Below are 16602 nucleotides of genomic sequence, written 5' to 3'. Positions count from 1 at the left end.
CCGCCTTTTCCGGCGTCTGGCAAGTGGCGCAGGAAAAGAAGGTCAGCCTGCGCACCGCGACGTTTATTGTGGCCTGCCAACGCATCCTGCACACGCGGGAGTTGCGCGGTCTCTACCCCTGACTTGATACATTGACCTGAAAAACCAGGGAGTTGATCCGGTCCGGGTCAACTCCGCCGGACGGCGCAAACACACGCAGTGACCGGCGTGAGATTGCGTTACTGCAGGGTTTCCTTCAAAGCCGGCAGCATTGGCAAAGGCATGACTTCAATCCCCTCTTCGAGCAGGTCCACCGCCTCCCGAGCGCTGGCCTGACCTCGGATATTGCGGACTTCCGCTTCGCCGTAGTGCATGCGGCGCGCCTCATCGGCGAATCGCTGGCCGACATCTTCAGTATGCGCAAACACATGGCGCACCGCTTTGAGAAAAGCCGCCTGCTCGGAACGAGGCATGCCGTCCGGCAGACCCATCGCATGTTCCCGGCGAGCCCAATCGGGGTTTTCCAGCGGCGTCATGGCGGTCGATGCAGATGGCACGGCCTGCCCGTGATCCATTGAAGCACTGCCCGATGTCTGATGCCCGCCGAAGTTGAGCCGCGGTGCGCTGGGCAATTTTTGAATTTCCTTGTCGGCACACAAAGGGCATTCAATCAAGCCGCGCGTTAGCTGATTTCGAAAATCTTCTTCCGACCCAAACCAGCCTTCAAAGGAATGCTGGCGTGCACACTGGAGGTTGAGTACTTTCATGGCCGGATTATGGCGGGGGACTTCAGGACCATGCTGGTGATGTGGTTTGCCAATCCAGCGGCCAGATACCGGCCAGCACGTTTTGCAGCCACAGCATGCCGGTCAAGGTCTTGGCGTCGGTTACCCGGCCACTTCTGCACCAGGCCAGAAGCTCGGCCGGTGTGGCCGTAAACACGTCAAGAAACTCACCTGCGTCGAGCTTGCGTTCGCCCAAGGTCAATCCACGCGCAAACCAGATATCGATAAATTCGGTGGAATAGGAAATGACCGGGTGCAACACCCCTGCTCTGGCCCATTCGCGCGCGCTATAACCGGTTTCCTCAAGCAGTTCGCGCTGCGCGCAAGCCAGCGATGCTTCGCCAGCATCAAGTTTGCCGGCCGGAAATTCAATCATGACCGACTGAACCGGATAACGGTATTGCCGCTCCAGTACCAGTCGGCCATCGTCAAGCTGCGCCACAACCATCGCCGCGCCAGGGTGAATCACATATTCACGCGTGGCGTGGCTGTTATCGGGCAACCGGACCGTATCGCGACGCACCTGAAGAAAATGGCCTCTGAGAATTTCCTCAGAATCGCTCATAGTCTCCACCAGATGCGCATCATCGATGCCGACTTTCCCACCATCACCCGACGCCCGCGTCATGATCGACGCTTGAAGAGATAGCGAAAGGTGAAACCGGGAAAGGCGAAGGTAAGAAAAAGCGTTCCGGTGATGGCGTAAAACTCCCAGCTCTGGGGTGCGATTTGCCCGTTGCGCTGCTCAAAAGAGAGCCCCAGCCCCCCCACCAGCAAGTACCAGACAAACATTTCCGCCAGTCGCACCGCGAGATTTTTGGGGCGCTTGAGCGCATACACCGCGAATACACGGTTGCTGATGAATGGCAGGTTGGCGAGCAGAAAGGCCAGCAGCACAACCAGCCAGACGGAGGCGGTTTGACTCATGGAAAAAACTCAAACCCCCAGCGAATTGACAATGCTGTTGATCGATTGCGCACACAGTGTTATCAAGCCGCCAGGTGCGATACCCAGAATCAGGATGAGTGCACCATTGATCGCCAACACGATCCGTACGTCGGCCGGCGCCGAAATGGACTGCGCATTATGGCTCAGCGGTGCATCAAAATACATCACCTTGACCACACGCAGGTAGTAGAACGCGCCAATCAGCGACATCATGACCGCAAACACGGCCAGCACCAGGTAGCTGGTTTTTCCGGACGAAATCAGCGCCTGCAGCACGCCGAGTTTGGCGTAAAAGCCCACCAACGGCGGCAAGCCAGCCAGCGAGAACATGCTGATGGCCATCACCCCGGCGTACAACGGGCTGCGCTGGTTCAAGCCGGCCAAGTCGACAATTTCTTCGGATTCGTGACCCGCCCGGGCGAGCAGCAAAACGATACCGAACGCCGCCAGCGTGGTAAGCACGTAGGTCAGGGCATAAAACATGGCTGCGCCATACGCCGATTCGGCATTGAGCTGGTTGCCATTGACCACACCAGCCAGCAAGCCGAGCAACAAAAATCCCATCTGGGAAATTGTTGAAAATGCCAACATGCGCTTGAGACTCGACTGGGCGATGGCTGCCAGATTACCAATCAGCAGCGAGCCGATGGCCATCAACGCGAGCATCTGCTGCCAGTCAATTGCCAGCGGCAGCATACCCTCCACGAGCAGCCGTATGCACATGGCAAATGCAGCGAGTTGCGGGGCGCCACCAATAATCAGCGTCACCGCCGTGGGCGCACCCTGGTAGACGTCGGGTAGCCACATGTGAAAAGGCACCGCGCCCAATTTGAACGCAAGGCCAGCCACAATGAACACCAGACCGAACACTAAAACCTGGTGTTTGACCTGCCGGCTGGCTATCGCATTGAACACTTCGTTGATGTTCAACGAGCCGGTGGCCCCGTAGAGCATCGACAGGCCGTACAGCAAAAAGCCAGAAGCCAATGCGCCGAGCACAAAATACTTCATCGCCGCTTCAGTAGCCTTCGCGTCGTCACGGCGCAAGGCCACCAGCGCGTAGCTGCACAGCGTCATCAACTCCAGCCCCATGTAGAGCACCAGAAAGTTGTGGCCAGAAATCATCACAAACATGCCCAGCAAGGCAAACAGGCTGAGCGTGAAGAACTCGCCGCCGCGCAGCATGTCGCGGTCGGCGGCGTAAGGCCGGCCATAGACTACCGTGACCATCAGGGCGACACTGGAAAAGCACTTTAACCAGCTGCCCATCGGGTCGACGACAACCATGTTGCCGAAGCCGTAAAAGGTCTGGCCACCCAGGGCGTAGAAAGCTTCCATCGCCGCCACGACGCCAAGGCTTAGCATGGTCAGCACATAGGTCCCGCTGCGGCGTGGCGTTTTGACGGCCAGATCCACCAGCGCGATCACGCAAGCCATCACCAAAAGTATGATTTCGGGGTAAACCGCGATCCAACTGAGTTTGTCAATCATCTGAATTCTTTGCTTAGTTCAGTTTCGAAAGCGCGACGTGCTTGAGCAGGTCAGCCACCGACGTGTTCATCACATCGGTAAACGGCTTTGGATAGATGCCCATATAGAGTACGGCGATGCCCAGCAAGGCAAGCATCAAAAACTCACGGCTGTTAATGTCCGCCATGGTCTTCACGTTTTCGTTGAGGACGGGTCCGAGGTAAACGCGCTTGTACATCCACAGCGTGTAGGCGGCGCCGGAAATTAGGGCCGTTGCCGCGGCAGCGCCAACCCAGAAGTTAAATTTGACAGCCGCCAGAATCACCATCCACTCGCCCACAAAACCAGCGGTGGCAGGCAGGCCGCAATTGGCCATGGCAAACAATAGTGCAAAGGCTGCAAATTTGGGCATGGTGTTGACTACGCCGCCATAGCTGGCAATTTCGCGTGAATGAACACGGTCATAAAGCACGCCGATGCACAAGAACATCGCGGCCGAGACAAAACCATGCGCAATCATCTGCACGATGCCGCCAGACACGCCCAAGTCGCTAAACAGGAAAAAACCTAGCGTCACAAATCCCATATGCGCCACGGAAGAATAGGCCACCAGCTTTTTCATATCACGCTGAACCAGCGCCACTAGGCCCACATAGATCACCGCGATCAGCGACAACGCAATCATGAGCCAGGCCCATTCATGCGATGCGTCAGGGGCGATCGGCATGGAAAAGCGCAAGAAGCCGTAGGCACCCAGTTTGAGCATGATCGCCGCCAACACTGCGGAGCCGCCCGTCGGGGCTTCCACGTGCACGTCAGGCAACCAAGTATGGACCGGCCACATCGGCACCTTGACAGCGAAGGCCGCTAAAAATGCAAAGAACAGCAACGTCTGCGCCGTGCTACCCAGTGGCAGCTTGTGCCACGCAAGGATGTCAAAGCTGCCACCCGACTTGTTGTACAGAAAAATCAGCGCGACCAGCAGCAATAGCGATCCGAGCAACGTGTAAAGGAAAAACTTGAAAGCCGCATAAATCTTGTTCGGTCCACCCCAGATACCGATGATCAGGTACATCGGAATGAGAGTGGCCTCGAAGAAGACATAAAACAGCATGCCATCCAGCGCGGCAAACACGCCAATCATGAGGCCACTCAAGATCATAAAAGACGCCATGTACTGGTTGACGCGCGTGGTGATGGATTCCCAGCTGGCAATGATGACGACCACATTGATGAAAGCCGTCAGCAGCACAAACCATAACGAAATACCATCCACGCCCAGGTGGTAGTTCATGTTGAAGCGCTCAATCCAGCTGCTTTTCTCGACAAACTGCATGGCCGAGGTGCCGAGCTGAAAACTCGCGTACAAAGGCAGGGTTACCAGAAAACTGGCGATGCTTCCTATCAGCGCGATCCAGCGTACGCTACGCGCCTGACCTTCCCGACCCAATGCCAGTAAAAGGAGCCCGACAACAATCGGCATCCAGATGGCGAGGCTCAACAATCCCATTTTTACTCTTCCTTCTTCTTCTACTTCTCGATTGTTCTATCAACCGTCTTACCGGTTTAACCACACGAAATACGTCATCAACACAAAGACGCCAATAATCATGCCGAATGCATAGTGGTAGATGTAGCCTGACTGCAGGCGCCGAACCACGCCGGAGACCCAGCCCACCAGCTTCCACGAACCATTGACCAGCGCGCCGTCAATCAGCTTCTGGTCACCAACTTTCCAGAGGACCGTACCCAGGCCACGCGCGCCACGGGCCAGTACATTCTCATTGAACCAGTCGAGGTAATATTTGTTTTCGAGCAGCGCGTAAAGGGGATGCACCTTCCGTTGGATAGCGGTGGGCAGGGCCGGGTTGACCATGTACATGTAGTAAGCGAGTCCAACACCGGACAGCGCCAGCCAGAACGGCGCCGCCGTCAGGCCATGCAATGCCATCTGGATCGGGCCATGGAACAACTGGGCCAACTCTTCCATTGCAGGATGCCGCTCAAGATTGATAAAAATCGCATCCTTGAAGAAGTCGCCGAACAACATCGGCTGGATGGTCATGAAACCAATCACGACTGACGGGATTGCCAGCAAGACCAGCGGCACCGTTACCACCCATGGCGATTCGTGCGGTTCTTGGTGCTCGCCGTGATGGTCATGATCGTCGTGCGAGTCTTGATGCGCATCGGGATTCTGGTCGTACCGTTCCTTGCCGTGGAACACCAGGAAGTAGACACGGAACGAATAGAAGGCGGTTACGAAAACGCCAGCCAGCACGGCAAAATACGCAAAACTGCTACCCCAGAGGTGACTCTCTCCAACGACTTCAATAACGCTGTCCTTGGAGTAGAACCCGGCGAACAAGGGGGTGCCAATAAGCGCCAGCGAACCCAGCAGGAAGGTGATCCAGGTAATCGGCATGTATTTGCGTACACCGCCCATCCAGCGTATATCCTGATTGTGATGCATGCCGATAATCACCGACCCCGCCGCCAAAAACAGCAAAGCTTTGAAAAATGCATGCGTCATCAGGTGAAAGACGGCCACTGAGTAAGCAGAAGCGCCCAGCGCTACCGTCATGTAACCGAGTTGGGACAGCGTGGAATAGGCAATGACGCGCTTGATGTCGTTCTGGATAATGCCCAGAAAACCCATGAAGAGCGCCGTGATGGCGCCAATCACCATGATGAAACTCAGCGCGGTATCGCTTAATTCAAACAGCGGCGACATGCGTGCGACCATGAAAATTCCAGCCGTTACCATAGTCGCAGCGTGAATCAGCGCCGAAATGGGAGTTGGGCCTTCCATGGAGTCGGGCAACCATACATGCAGCGGAAATTGGGCCGACTTCCCCATAGCGCCAATAAACAGGCAAATGCAAACCACTGTAATCAACATCCAGCTGGTTCCCGGAAAGGTCAGCCTGGAAAGCGTATCGGCCTTGGCAAACGCCTCGCCATAGTTCAAGGTTCCAGCGTAGGCAGCGATCAGCGCGATACCCAGAATGAAGCCGAAATCGCCAACGCGATTCACCAAAAAGGCTTTCATATTGGCGAAAATCGCACTTGGTTTGTTGAACCAGAAGCCGATCAGCAAATACGACACCAGGCCCACCGCCTCCCAGCCAAAGAACAACTGCAGCATGTTGTTGCTCATCACCAGCATCAGCATGGAGAAAGTGAACAGCGAAATGTAGGAAAAGAAGCGGTTGTAGCCCTCATCATCCTTCATGTAGCCAATCGTGTAAATGTGCACCATCAGCGAGACGAAAGTCACCACGCACATCATCATCGCTGTCAGGCCATCGACGAGAAAGCCGATTTCCATTTTCAGGTCACCCAGCGTCATCCAGGTATAGAGCGTTTCATTGAAACGCGCGCCGTCCATAGCAACGCTGTTAAGCGTCATCACCGAGATGATGAAAGCCGCCAGTACACCCAAAATGGTAAGTGTGTGCGACACACGCCGTCCTATCCGGTTGCCACCAAACGTCGTACCCAGAATACCTGCCAGCAGCGCGCCCGCCAGAGGTGCCAGCGGGACGGCCAGCAACGTCGATGCGGAAAGAGTTTGACTCATTGTTTAACCGCCTGTAGGGCCGCCCAAATTGACAGCGCGCCCCGAACATAATTCAAGGGGAAGCGCGCAGAAGGCTCGAAGTGAAAAGCGTGGGGGCTCATTTTCTTTAACCCTGGAGCGTGTTGAGTTCGTCGACGTTGATGCTGGCCTTGTTGCGGAACAGCAGCACCAGAATGGCAAGCCCGATAGCGGACTCAGCGGCAGCGACGGTCAGGATGAAAAATACAAAAACCTGGCCTGCCATATCGTTCAGATAGTAGGAGAACGCAACAAAATTCATGTTGACCGCCAGCAGCATGAGCTCAATCGCCATGAGCAGCACGATGAGATTCTTGCGGTTCAGGAAAATGCCGATGATGGACAACGCAAAAAGCATCGCCCCCAGTGACAGGAAATGGCCCAGCGTCAACATCATGATGGTTTTTCCTCAGCGGAAACTGCGGTGGATGCCATTGGCGCAGCGACCACAGACTTCATTTTGACCAGCCTGACGCGGTCCGCGGCCTTGACTCTGACCTGTTCGGCTGGATTAATTCCCTTGGAATCCTTGCGCTTGCGCAGGGTCAGGGCAATGGCGGCAATAATCGCCACCAGCAAAATAACGGCAGCAATTTCCAACGGATAGATGTACTGCGAATACAACAGCTTGCCCAGCTCTTTGGTATTGGAAACCTGGGCATCAATTTGCCCTGCCGCTCCAGCAAGTTTGGGAGGCTCACGAAAGCCTCCCATCAACACGTAAGACATTTCAAGCGCAATGATGGCGCCCACCGTACCTGCCAACGGAAAATGTTTCCAGAAGCCTTTGCGCACGCTGTCAAGATTGATGTCGAGCATCATGACCACAAACAGAAAAAGGACCATCACGGCGCCGACGTAAACGAGCACCAGGGTGATAGCCAAAAACTCAGCTTTGAGCAAAATCCAGACTGCGGCTGCCTGGAAGAATGCGAGCACAAGAAAGAGCGCCGCATGTACCGGATTGCGAGCCGTGATCACACGGAAAGCAGCAAATAGCAGCACCGCAGCGAAGACATAAAAAAGTCCTGTTTTAGCGTCCATGTTGTCGTGGATTCTTTCTTGAGCGAGCTACTTGGGCGTGGAGTTCAACGGAACTTGGCATCTGCGACCCGGTTGGCAGCAATTTCGGATTCATATCGGTCGCCCACCGCCAGCAGCATCTCTTTCGTGAAATACAAGTCGCCGCGTTTTTCACCGTGATATTCAAAAATCTGCGTCTCGACGATTGAATCGACCGGACAGCTTTCTTCACAAAACCCGCAAAAAATGCATTTGGTCAGATCAATGTCGTAGCGCGACGTCCGGCGGCTGCCATCGTCACGCACGTCGGACTCAATGGTGATGGCCATTGCCGGACATACCGCCTCGCACAGCTTGCACGCAATACAGCGCTCTTCACCATTTTCATAGCGTCGCAGTGCATGCAGGCCGCGAAAACGCGGGCTTTGAGGCGTTTTTTCTTCGGGAAACTGGATCGTGATCTTGCGGCTGAACATGTACTTGCCGGTCAGGGCCATACCCTTGAGCAGTTCGGTCAACATGAAGCTGGAAACAAAATCCTTGACGGAGGCTACTGCGGACATGATGATTTCCTGAGATCGACACGAAGCAAGCGAGCGCGGGTGCCTCGTTTTTTCGGCGGACCGCCGCAACGAAACACGCGCCCCCGCAGCGGGAAAAGAATGACACGAAGTGAACAGACGTGGGAGGCCATATTCATTTCCAGATGTTGTAGGAGGTCTGCATCCAGGCCCCGACGACTACCAGCCAGACCAGGGTCACCGGTATGAAGATTTTCCAGCCCAACCGCATGATTTGGTCATAACGGAAACGCGGAAAGGTCGAGCGAACCCACAGGAAGATGGTGACGACGACAAAGGTTTTCAGGCCCAGCCAGATCCAGCCCGGAATCCAGTTGAACAATCCGCTGTCAATCGGGGACAGCCAACCACCCAGAAACAGAAGCACACACAGTATTGACACCAGAATCATGTTGGCATATTCAGCCAAAAAGAACATGGCAAACGACATGCCCGAATATTCCACCATGTGACCGGCGACGATCTCGGATTCGCCCTCCACCACGTCAAACGGGTGGCGATTGGTTTCAGCCAGGCTAGAAATAAAATACACCACAAAAATGGGCAACAACGGCAGCCAGTTCCATGACAGGAAATTCAGTCCTTTGCCGGCGCCCATACCAGTCGCTTGGCTCATCACAATGTCGGTCATGTTGAGGCTGCCGGTGACCATCAGCACCACCACCAAGCAAAAGCCCATGGCGATTTCATAACTCACCATCTGAGCCGACGCCCGCATTGCACCCAGAAAAGCATACTTGGAATTCGACGCCCAGCCGGCAATGATGACGCCATACACTTCAAGCGAAGTGATTGCCATCAGGAACAGCAGGCCGGCGTTAACGTTGGCCAGCGCCACATCGGGACCAAAGGGGATCACTGCCCAAGCCGCAAGTGCCGGCATGATGGTCATGATCGGCCCGAGGACAAACAAGCCCTTGCTCGCGGCCGTGGGAATGATGATCTCTTTGGTCAGCAGCTTGAGCGCATCGGCAATCGGCTGCAACAGGCCAAACGGACCGATGCGGTTAGGACCCAGGCGAACCTGGGTGAAACCGATGGCCTTGCGCTCCCACAGCGTAAGGTAAGCAACGCAACCCATCAAGGGCACCAGCACCACAACGATCTTAATGAGAACCCATAACACTGGCCAAACCGTCGCCGGCCAGATGCCTCCCAATAAACCCTGACCAAAGCTGTGGATTGAATCGATCATGCGCTGACCTCTTCAAAAGCCGCAGCCTTCCGCGCATCCGCTGTCAATTGCAGCGAAGTCGCCCGCCTTACAAGCCCGTCAAGCTGGTAAATACTCGCGACAGCCGGTGCCGGACCGGAATCAGCGGCCACCACAATATCACCTTGGCTGGCATTGCTCAGCCGGTCCGCAGCGACCTGCCCCGCCACCACACCGGGAATCTGCTCGAGAACGTCAGACGACGATTCAAAATCAAAACCGGGCAAATCCAGCAAATTGGCCAGTACCCGCAACACCTTCCAAGCCGGGCGTGTCTCTGCCAGCGGTTTGACCACAGCGTGAAAGCCTTGCATCCGCCCCTCGGCATTCACGAAAGTACCCGGGGTTTCAGTGAACGGTGCAATTGGCAGCAACACATCGCTAAAGCTCATATTGGCTTTGAAAGGGCTCAGCGTGACCACCATCTGGCAGGCATTCAGAGATGTTATGGCCCTGCCACCTGGCGCCGAGTCAAACTCGGGCTCATTGTTCAACAGGATCACTGCTTTCAAAGTTCCATCGAGCATCTGGCCCGCATTGAGGCCTGTGCCGGCCGGCACCGCGTTTGCCAGCTGTGCGCCGACGGTATTGGCCGCCTCGGTCAGGTAGCCCACAGAAGCGCCCGTTTGCGCGCCGATCCAGTTGGCCAAAGCCAGAAGGCTGGCGGCGTTGGCATGATGCGCTGCGGCATTGCCAAGCAAGATAGCTTTACGCTCGCCGCGGAGCAATGAGGCGGCAATCGCCCTGGCGGCTTCGCTGGCCTGACCAGCAACAGGTGCCGGCACGCACTTTTCTGCCGAAATCGCGACAGCCACATCCGCCAGCGCTTGCGCCCAGCTTTCAGGCGCCGCCAGCAGCGTATTGGCGATCGGCATTGCCCATGCATCCGATGAAGCAAGTTGAAACGTGGAATTGATAGTACTCAGCGCGCATCCGTTGCGGACGGACTGGCGAATACGTTGCGCAAACAGCGGATGGTCCTTGCGCAGATTGGACCCAACCACCAGCGCGGATTGCAACTGCGACAGCGAAGCAATGGAGGTGCCTAACCAGCGCACCGCTGTTGAAGTTGAAAACTCGGCATTGCGCAAGCGGTAATCGATGTTTTCACTGCCTAGACCACGCATCAGCGAAGCGGCCAAGTGCAACTCCTCAAGAGTGCTGTGCGGACTGGCAAGAGTGCCAATACTGTCGGCACCGTATTCGGCCTTGATCTGTTTCAAGCCATTCGCCACGTATTCCAGCGCTGTCTGCCAATCTACAGTTTTCCACTCGCCGCCCTGCTTGAGCATGGGGCTCAGCAATCGATCATCTGTATTTAGCGCTTCATAGGAAAAGCGGTCACGGTCGGCAATCCAGCATTCGTTGATTTCTTCATTTTCCAAGGGAACAACGCGCATGACCTTGTTGTTCTTAACCTGAACAATCAGGTTGGCGCCGGTCGAATCATGCGGGCTGACCGATTTGCGACGGGACAATTCCCAGGTGCGCGCACTGTAGCGGAAGGGTTTGCTGGTCAAGGCACCCACCGGACAGATGTCTATCATGTTGCCAGAGAGCTCGGAGTCCACTGACATGCCTACAAACGTTTCAATCTCGGCGTACTCGCCGCGGTGCGACATGCCCAACTCCATCACGCCGGCGACTTCTTGGCCAAAGCGCACACAACGGGTGCAGTGGATGCAGCGACTCATCTCCTGCATGGAGATCAGCGGGCCCACATCCTTGTGAAATACCACTCGTTTTTCTTCCTGATAGCGCGACTCGCCTGCACCGTAGCCGACCGCCAGATCCTGCAACTGGCATTCGCCGCCCTGATCGCAGATGGGGCAATCAAGCGGGTGGTTGATTAGCAAAAATTCCATCACGCCCTTTTGGGCCTTGATCGCCTTGTCGTTTTTGGTCCGAACGATCATGCCCTGCGTCACCGGGGTGGCGCAGGCCGGCATCGGCTTTGGCGCTTTCTCCACATCGACCAGACACATGCGGCAATTGGCAGCAATGCTCAGCTTCTTGTGATAGCAAAAATGCGGAATGTAGGTGCCGGCCTTTTCAGCGGCGTGCATCACCGTGCTGCCTTCAAGCACTTCCACTTTCTGGCCGTCGAGTTCTATTTCAACCATATGTTTTCTTTCGGCCGTTCAAGCCTGCGTTGCAGCGGAACCCGTAACCCGAACTGCGCCCTGAGCTGTTGCAGCTTGGGGTATATTTTTTTGAATCATGGCTTCAAACTCATGGCGGTAATGCTTGATCATGGCTCGCACCGGCATTGCCGCAGCGTCGCCCAGTGCGCAGATCGTGCGACCCTGGATGTTGTCGGCAACCGAGTTGAGCAGATCCAGGTCGCTCTGCCTGCCCTGCCCGTTATGGATACGGTCCACCACGCGCCACAGCCAGCCAGTTCCCTCGCGGCACGGCGTGCATTGCCCGCACGACTCGTGCATGTAGAAATAAGACAAACGCTTGAGAGATTCGACCATGCAGCGGCTGTCATCCATCACAATCACAGCGCCCGATCCGAGCATGGAGCCGGCCTTGGCAATCGAGTCATAGTCCATTGTGCATTCCATCATGATGGAAGCAGGAAGCACCGGCGACGAGGAACCGCCAGGAATAACGGCCTTGAGCGTGCGGCCCTTGCGCACACCGCCTGCCAGCTCCAGCAGTTTGGCAAACGGCGTGCCCATTGGAATTTCGTAGTTACCCGGCCACTCCACGTCGCCAGATACTGAATAAATCTTGGTTCCGCCATTGTTCGGCTTGCCGCATTCAAGGTAAGCGGCACCGCCATTTCGGATGATCCACGGCACGGCCGCGAAAGTTTCAGTGTTGTTGATCGTGGTGGGTTTGCCGTACAAACCAAAACTGGCTGGAAATGGCGGTTTGAATCGTGGCTGCCCCTTTTTACCCTCCAGAGACTCCAGCAAGCCGGTTTCCTCACCACAAATATAGGCACCAAAACCATGTGCGGCGTGGAGCTGAAAACTGAAGATGCTGCCCAGAATGTGGTCGCCCAACAGGCCAGCGGCGCGCGCCTCGTCCAGCGCCGCATCAAAACGCTGGTAAGTCGCAAAAATTTCGCCATGAATGTAGTTGTAGCCGACGCTGATACCCATCGCGTAAGCTGCAATCGCCATACCCTCGATCACGCTATGCGGGTTGTACTGCATGATGTCGCGGTCTTTACAAGTGCCCGGCTCACCTTCATCAGAATTGCAAACCAGGTATTTCTGACCCGGAAACTGGCGCGGCATGAAGCTCCACTTCAATCCAGTGGGGAAACCCGCACCGCCACGGCCACGCAGGCCACTCGCCTTGACCTCGGCAATCACCTGGTCCGGACTCAAGCCTTCGCCGCCATCCTGAGCGAGAATCCTGCGCAGCGCCTGGTAACCACCGCGCGCCTGGTAGTCAGTGAGATGCCAGTTGCTGCCATCAAGGTCCGCAAGAATTTGCGGGCTAATGTGCCGACCGTGAAAAGAAGTCTGGACACCAGTCGCCGCAAATTGCGACAAAACGACCTGCGCCGCTGCTTGATTCTTTGAGTGGGATGTAAGCGTCATATAACTTAAGCCTCGGCCGATTTCAGGCCATCGATGAGCTGGTCCAGCTTTTGGTTGCTCATGAAACTGCACATATTGATGTCATTGACTAGCAGCACAGGGGAGTCCGCGCAAGCACCTAAACACTCAGACTGCTGCAGCGTGAAAAGGCCATCCGGCGTGGTCTCGCCCATGACAATGCCCAGTTTATGTTCCAGATGCTGCAGCGCCTTGGCGCCATCGCGCAACTGGCACGGCAGGTTGGTACAAACATTGAGCTTGTACTTGCCCACCGGCTGCTGGTTGTACATGTTGTAAAAGCTGGTGACCTCATGCACGGCAATCGGCGGCATGCCGAGATAGGCAGCCACCTGCTTTTCACTCTCGGCACTGACAAATCCCTGTTCCTGCTGCACGACTGTGAGGCAGGCCATGACGGCCGACTGCCTCTGGTCTGCAGGATATTTCGCCGTTTCACGGTCAAAAAGCGCTTTGGTTTGTTCTGAAAACATGGGGGAAGTGATTCTGTTTAACGGTCAATTTCACCGAACACAATGTCCATGGTGCCAATCACCGCGACAGCGTCAGCAATCATGTGGCCACGCGCCATTTCATCCATCGCAGCCAGATGCGAAAAACCAGGCGGTCGAATCTTCAGGCGATAAGGTTTGTTCGCGCCATCGCTGACGATGTAAATACCAAACTCACCTTTGGGGTGCTCCACAGCGGCATAGGCCTCGCCTTCGGGTACGTGAAAACCTTCAGTAAAAAGCTTGAAGTGGTGAATCAACTCTTCCATGTTGGATTTCATGGACTCGCGATCAGGTGGCGCGACTTTGTGGTTCGTCGTGATCACCGGCCCGGGGTTGGCGCGCAACCAGTCGACGCATTGTTTGATGATGCGGTTGGACTGACGCATCTCAGCGACACGGACCAGATAACGGTCATAACAATCACCGGTTTTGCCGACCGGAATATCAAAGTCCATGTGCTCATAGACCTCATAAGGCTGCTGCTTGCGTAAATCCCACGCGTAACCAGAGCCTCTCAACATCGGTCCGGTAAAACCGAGGTTGAGTGCACGCTCCGGTGACACCACCCCCACGCCGACGGTACGCTGTTTCCAGATCCGGTTGTCAGTCAGCAGGGTTTCATATTCATCCACCAGCTTGGGAAACTTGGCTACAAAGTCATCAATAAAATCAAGCAGCGAACCCTGCCGGTTTTCGTTCAGCGCATCAATCGCCTTGGCGTTTCTAATCTTGCTGACCTTGTACTGAGACATGCTTTCCGGCAGATCGCGGTACACGCCGCCCGGGCGGAAATAAGCAGCGTGCATGCGGGCGCCAGAAACAGCCTCGTACATGTCGAACAGCACTTCGCGTTCGCGAAAGCAGTAAATCAGCATGTTCATCGCGCCGCAGTCCAGACCGTGAGCGCCCAGCCACATCAGGTGATTCAGCAAACGGGTGATCTCGGAGAACATCACCCGGATGTACTGCGCACGAATCGGAACCTCGACGCCCAGCAGCTTCTCGATGGCCAGGCAGTAAGCGTGCTCATTGGCCATCATTGAAACGTAGTCGAGTCTGTCCATGTAGGGCAGCGACTGCATGTAGGTCTTGCTTTCCGCCAGTTTTTCGGTAGCGCGGTGCAACAAGCCGATGTGCGGGTCGGCACGCTGGATCACTTCGCCATCGAGCTCCAGCACCAGACGCAAAACGCCGTGCGCAGCCGGATGCTGCGGTCCAAAATTAAGCGTGTAGTTTTTGATTTCAGCCATATCGTATCTCTTGCGGGGACTGCTTATTGAAGACCGCCATAGTTATCCTCGCGAATCACGCGCGGAGTGATCTCACGGGGCTCGATGGTGACGGGCTGGTAAATCACGCGTTTCTGTTCACCGTCGTAACGCATTTCCACATAACCACTGGTCGGGAAATCTTTCCGAAAAGGGTGACCGATGAAACCGTAGTCGGTCAAAATACGGCGCAGGTCGTTATGACCTTCAAAAACGATGCCAAACAGGTCAAACGCCTCCCGCTCAAACCAGTTTGCAGAGTTCCAAACGGCGTTGACCGAATCGATGACCGGGAAGTCGTCGTCGGGGCAGTACACCTTGAGCCGCACTCGCTGGTTCAAACTCACAGACAGCAAATGCGACACAACGCAGTAGCGCAGCCCATCGTACAAACCGTCTTTGTATTCCGAGTAATCGACACCGCAAAGGTCAAGTAACTGTTCAAACTTGCAGCCCTCCGTATCACGCAACAGGATTGCGGCCGCAAGATAATCGCTCGCTGCCACAGTCACTGTCACTTCACCAAGCGCAATCTTCACGCTTTTGGCCTTGCCATCCAGCATTGCGGCAATGATCTCGGCAAGTTTGCCCACGGAAACTGGAGCAGCGTAGACCATCAGGCCCTCGCAATCGTGTTGGTCCGGCGGATTTTTTGTTGCAACTGGATAATGCCGTACAGCAGCGCCTCGGCAGTGGGTGGACACCCGGGAACATACACGTCGACCGGTACGATGCGGTCGCAACCACGAACAACGGAATAACTGTAATGGTAGTATCCGCCGCCATTAGCGCACGACCCCATCGAGATTACCCAGCGCGGCTCGGCCATCTGGTCGTAAACCTTGCGCAGCGCCGGCCCCATCTTGTTGCACAACGTACCCGCCACAATCATCAGGTCGGACTGACGCGGACTGGGGCGAAAAAGCATGCCGAAGCGGTCAATATCGTAACGCGCAGCGCCGGCGTGCATCATTTCTACGGCGCAGCAGGCCAGACCGAAGGTCATGGGCCAGAGCGAACCCGTCTTGGCCCAATTAACCACCGAGTCATAACTCGTGGTCATAAAGCCTTCCTTGAAAACGCCTTCTAATGACATATCCGTACCTTTATGGAAAAACTCCTACGGGAGGCTTTCTATTCCCAGTCCAGCGCACCTTTTTTCCACTCGTAGACAAAACCTACGACCAGGATGCCCAGAAAAACCATGACCGACCAGAAACCCACCGGGCCAATTTCCTTGAGCGCAACCGCCCACGGAAAAAGAAATGCAATTTCCAGGTCAAAAAGAATGAAGAGGATGGCCACTAGGTAGTAGCGCACATCAAACTTCATGCGGGCATCTTCAAATGCCTCGAAACCGCATTCATAGGGGGAGTTCTTTTCGCTGTCAGGCCGCACCGGGCCCAGCAAACGACCGAGCACCTGCGGCAAAACACCGACACCTACGCCCACCAGAACAAACAACAGGACAGGAAGGTATTGATCGAGGTTCATCGTGGATTCAACTTCTGAAAAGCCGCTCGTGCAATTAACCCGACAGGTCATGCTCCGCGAGCAGGAATGTGCCGCTTGAGCCGGAAGCATCGCCAGAGCGCTTCTGCCGATGCCTGTCATCTGGTGCGGACGGCGAGACTCGAACTCGCACAGCTTTCGCCACTA

Annotated in this window: 17 protein-coding genes; all 17 read right to left on the bottom strand. The window is 55.5% G+C overall.

Annotated elements, in window-relative coordinates; all coding sequences use genetic code 11:
• Positions 1-218: 218 nt before the first annotated feature.
• Positions 219-746: a DUF1178 family protein gene (locus HHJ19_RS14440; protein ID WP_296908551.1), complete on the bottom strand. Its 528-nt coding sequence runs from the start codon at positions 744-746 to the stop codon at positions 219-221.
• A 22-nt stretch (positions 747-768) separates the two neighbouring features.
• On the bottom strand, positions 769-1392 hold the full coding sequence (locus tag HHJ19_RS14435) for an NUDIX hydrolase (protein WP_296908549.1): 624 nt from the start codon (positions 1390-1392) through the stop codon (positions 769-771).
• Positions 1389-1691 carry a DUF2818 family protein gene (locus HHJ19_RS14430; protein WP_296908547.1) on the bottom strand — a complete coding sequence of 101 codons (303 nt, stop codon included), beginning with the start codon at positions 1689-1691 and terminating at the stop codon, positions 1389-1391. The genes HHJ19_RS14435 and HHJ19_RS14430 overlap by 4 nt, the downstream gene beginning before the upstream one ends.
• 9 nt (positions 1692-1700) lie before the next feature.
• Complete coding sequence (gene nuoN, locus HHJ19_RS14425) at positions 1701-3203, bottom strand: NADH-quinone oxidoreductase subunit NuoN (RefSeq protein ID WP_296908545.1); 1503 nt, start codon at positions 3201-3203, stop codon at positions 1701-1703.
• 13 nt (positions 3204-3216) lie between these two features.
• Positions 3217-4692, bottom strand: a complete 1476-nt coding sequence (locus HHJ19_RS14420) for an NADH-quinone oxidoreductase subunit M (RefSeq protein ID WP_296908543.1) — start codon at positions 4690-4692, stop codon at positions 3217-3219.
• 48 nt (positions 4693-4740) lie between these two features.
• Positions 4741-6765 (bottom strand): NADH-quinone oxidoreductase subunit L, encoded by a 2025-nt coding sequence (gene nuoL, locus HHJ19_RS14415; protein ID WP_296908541.1) that lies wholly within the window; start codon positions 6763-6765, stop codon positions 4741-4743.
• A 106-nt stretch (positions 6766-6871) separates the two neighbouring features.
• Positions 6872-7180, bottom strand: coding sequence for an NADH-quinone oxidoreductase subunit NuoK (gene nuoK / locus HHJ19_RS14410; RefSeq protein WP_296908539.1), 309 nt, complete (start codon positions 7178-7180; stop codon positions 6872-6874).
• A complete protein-coding gene (locus HHJ19_RS14405) occupies positions 7177-7827 on the bottom strand; it encodes an NADH-quinone oxidoreductase subunit J (RefSeq protein WP_296908537.1) in 651 nt (216 codons plus the stop codon). Before HHJ19_RS14405 ends, nuoK begins: the two co-directional genes overlap by 4 nt.
• 44 nt (positions 7828-7871) lie before the next feature.
• Positions 7872-8369 (bottom strand): NADH-quinone oxidoreductase subunit NuoI, encoded by a 498-nt coding sequence (nuoI, locus tag HHJ19_RS14400; protein WP_296908535.1) that lies wholly within the window; start codon positions 8367-8369, stop codon positions 7872-7874.
• A 133-nt stretch (positions 8370-8502) separates the two neighbouring features.
• On the bottom strand, positions 8503-9582 hold the full coding sequence (gene nuoH, locus HHJ19_RS14395; RefSeq protein WP_296908533.1) for an NADH-quinone oxidoreductase subunit NuoH: 1080 nt from the start codon (positions 9580-9582) through the stop codon (positions 8503-8505).
• A complete protein-coding gene (nuoG, locus tag HHJ19_RS14390; RefSeq protein ID WP_296908531.1) occupies positions 9579-11723 on the bottom strand; it encodes an NADH-quinone oxidoreductase subunit NuoG in 2145 nt (714 codons plus the stop codon). The genes nuoH and nuoG overlap by 4 nt, the downstream gene beginning before the upstream one ends.
• A gap of 18 nt (positions 11724-11741) precedes the next feature.
• Positions 11742-13163, bottom strand: coding sequence for an NADH-quinone oxidoreductase subunit NuoF (nuoF, locus tag HHJ19_RS14385; RefSeq protein ID WP_296908529.1), 1422 nt, complete (start codon positions 13161-13163; stop codon positions 11742-11744).
• A gap of 5 nt (positions 13164-13168) precedes the next feature.
• On the bottom strand, positions 13169-13654 hold the full coding sequence (gene nuoE, locus HHJ19_RS14380) for an NADH-quinone oxidoreductase subunit NuoE (protein ID WP_296908527.1): 486 nt from the start codon (positions 13652-13654) through the stop codon (positions 13169-13171).
• A gap of 17 nt (positions 13655-13671) precedes the next feature.
• Complete coding sequence (locus tag HHJ19_RS14375; protein ID WP_296908525.1) at positions 13672-14925, bottom strand: NADH-quinone oxidoreductase subunit D; 1254 nt, start codon at positions 14923-14925, stop codon at positions 13672-13674.
• 23 nt (positions 14926-14948) lie between these two features.
• Complete coding sequence (locus tag HHJ19_RS14370; RefSeq protein ID WP_296908523.1) at positions 14949-15560, bottom strand: NADH-quinone oxidoreductase subunit C; 612 nt, start codon at positions 15558-15560, stop codon at positions 14949-14951.
• Positions 15560-16039 (bottom strand): NADH-quinone oxidoreductase subunit NuoB, encoded by a 480-nt coding sequence (locus HHJ19_RS14365; RefSeq protein ID WP_131418809.1) that lies wholly within the window; start codon positions 16037-16039, stop codon positions 15560-15562. The genes HHJ19_RS14370 and HHJ19_RS14365 overlap by 1 nt, the downstream gene beginning before the upstream one ends.
• Positions 16040-16077: 38 nt before the next feature.
• The gene (locus HHJ19_RS14360; RefSeq protein ID WP_296908520.1) at positions 16078-16437 is read right to left on the bottom strand and encodes an NADH-quinone oxidoreductase subunit A; all 360 of its coding nucleotides are present in this window, start codon (positions 16435-16437) and stop codon (positions 16078-16080) included.
• Positions 16438-16602: the final 165 nt, after the last annotated feature.

It is taken from the genome of Polaromonas sp. (assembly GCF_012927415.1).
Classification (GTDB): domain Bacteria; phylum Pseudomonadota; class Gammaproteobacteria; order Burkholderiales; family Burkholderiaceae_C; genus Polaromonas.
Note: the sequence above shows the minus strand (reverse complement) of the source record. Positions and strands in the feature narration are given on the sequence as shown.

Bases quoted from the DNA above. Each gene is read 5' to 3' on its own strand.
- HHJ19_RS14440 (WP_296908551.1), bottom strand. From the start codon at position 746: ATGAAAGTACTCAACCTCCAGTGTGCACGCCAGCATTCCTTTGAAGGC.
- HHJ19_RS14435 (WP_296908549.1), bottom strand. From the start codon at position 1,392: ATGACGCGGGCGTCGGGTGATGGTGGGAAAGTCGGCATCGATGATGCG.
- HHJ19_RS14430 (WP_296908547.1), bottom strand. From the start codon at position 1,691: ATGAGTCAAACCGCCTCCGTCTGGCTGGTTGTGCTGCTGGCCTTTCTG.
- nuoN (WP_296908545.1), bottom strand. From the start codon at position 3,203: ATGATTGACAAACTCAGTTGGATCGCGGTTTACCCCGAAATCATACTT.
- HHJ19_RS14420 (WP_296908543.1), bottom strand. From the start codon at position 4,692: ATGGGATTGTTGAGCCTCGCCATCTGGATGCCGATTGTTGTCGGGCTC.
- nuoL (WP_296908541.1), bottom strand. From the start codon at position 6,765: ATGAGTCAAACTCTTTCCGCATCGACGTTGCTGGCCGTCCCGCTGGCA.
- nuoK (WP_296908539.1), bottom strand. From the start codon at position 7,180: ATGATGTTGACGCTGGGCCATTTCCTGTCACTGGGGGCGATGCTTTTT.
- HHJ19_RS14405 (WP_296908537.1), bottom strand. From the start codon at position 7,827: ATGGACGCTAAAACAGGACTTTTTTATGTCTTCGCTGCGGTGCTGCTA.
- nuoI (WP_296908535.1), bottom strand. From the start codon at position 8,369: ATGTCCGCAGTAGCCTCCGTCAAGGATTTTGTTTCCAGCTTCATGTTG.
- nuoH (WP_296908533.1), bottom strand. From the start codon at position 9,582: ATGATCGATTCAATCCACAGCTTTGGTCAGGGTTTATTGGGAGGCATC.
- nuoG (WP_296908531.1), bottom strand. From the start codon at position 11,723: ATGGTTGAAATAGAACTCGACGGCCAGAAAGTGGAAGTGCTTGAAGGC.
- nuoF (WP_296908529.1), bottom strand. From the start codon at position 13,163: ATGACGCTTACATCCCACTCAAAGAATCAAGCAGCGGCGCAGGTCGTT.
- nuoE (WP_296908527.1), bottom strand. From the start codon at position 13,654: ATGTTTTCAGAACAAACCAAAGCGCTTTTTGACCGTGAAACGGCGAAA.
- HHJ19_RS14375 (WP_296908525.1), bottom strand. From the start codon at position 14,925: ATGGCTGAAATCAAAAACTACACGCTTAATTTTGGACCGCAGCATCCG.
- HHJ19_RS14370 (WP_296908523.1), bottom strand. From the start codon at position 15,560: ATGGTCTACGCTGCTCCAGTTTCCGTGGGCAAACTTGCCGAGATCATT.
- HHJ19_RS14365 (WP_131418809.1), bottom strand. From the start codon at position 16,039: ATGTCATTAGAAGGCGTTTTCAAGGAAGGCTTTATGACCACGAGTTAT.
- HHJ19_RS14360 (WP_296908520.1), bottom strand. From the start codon at position 16,437: ATGAACCTCGATCAATACCTTCCTGTCCTGTTGTTTGTTCTGGTGGGC.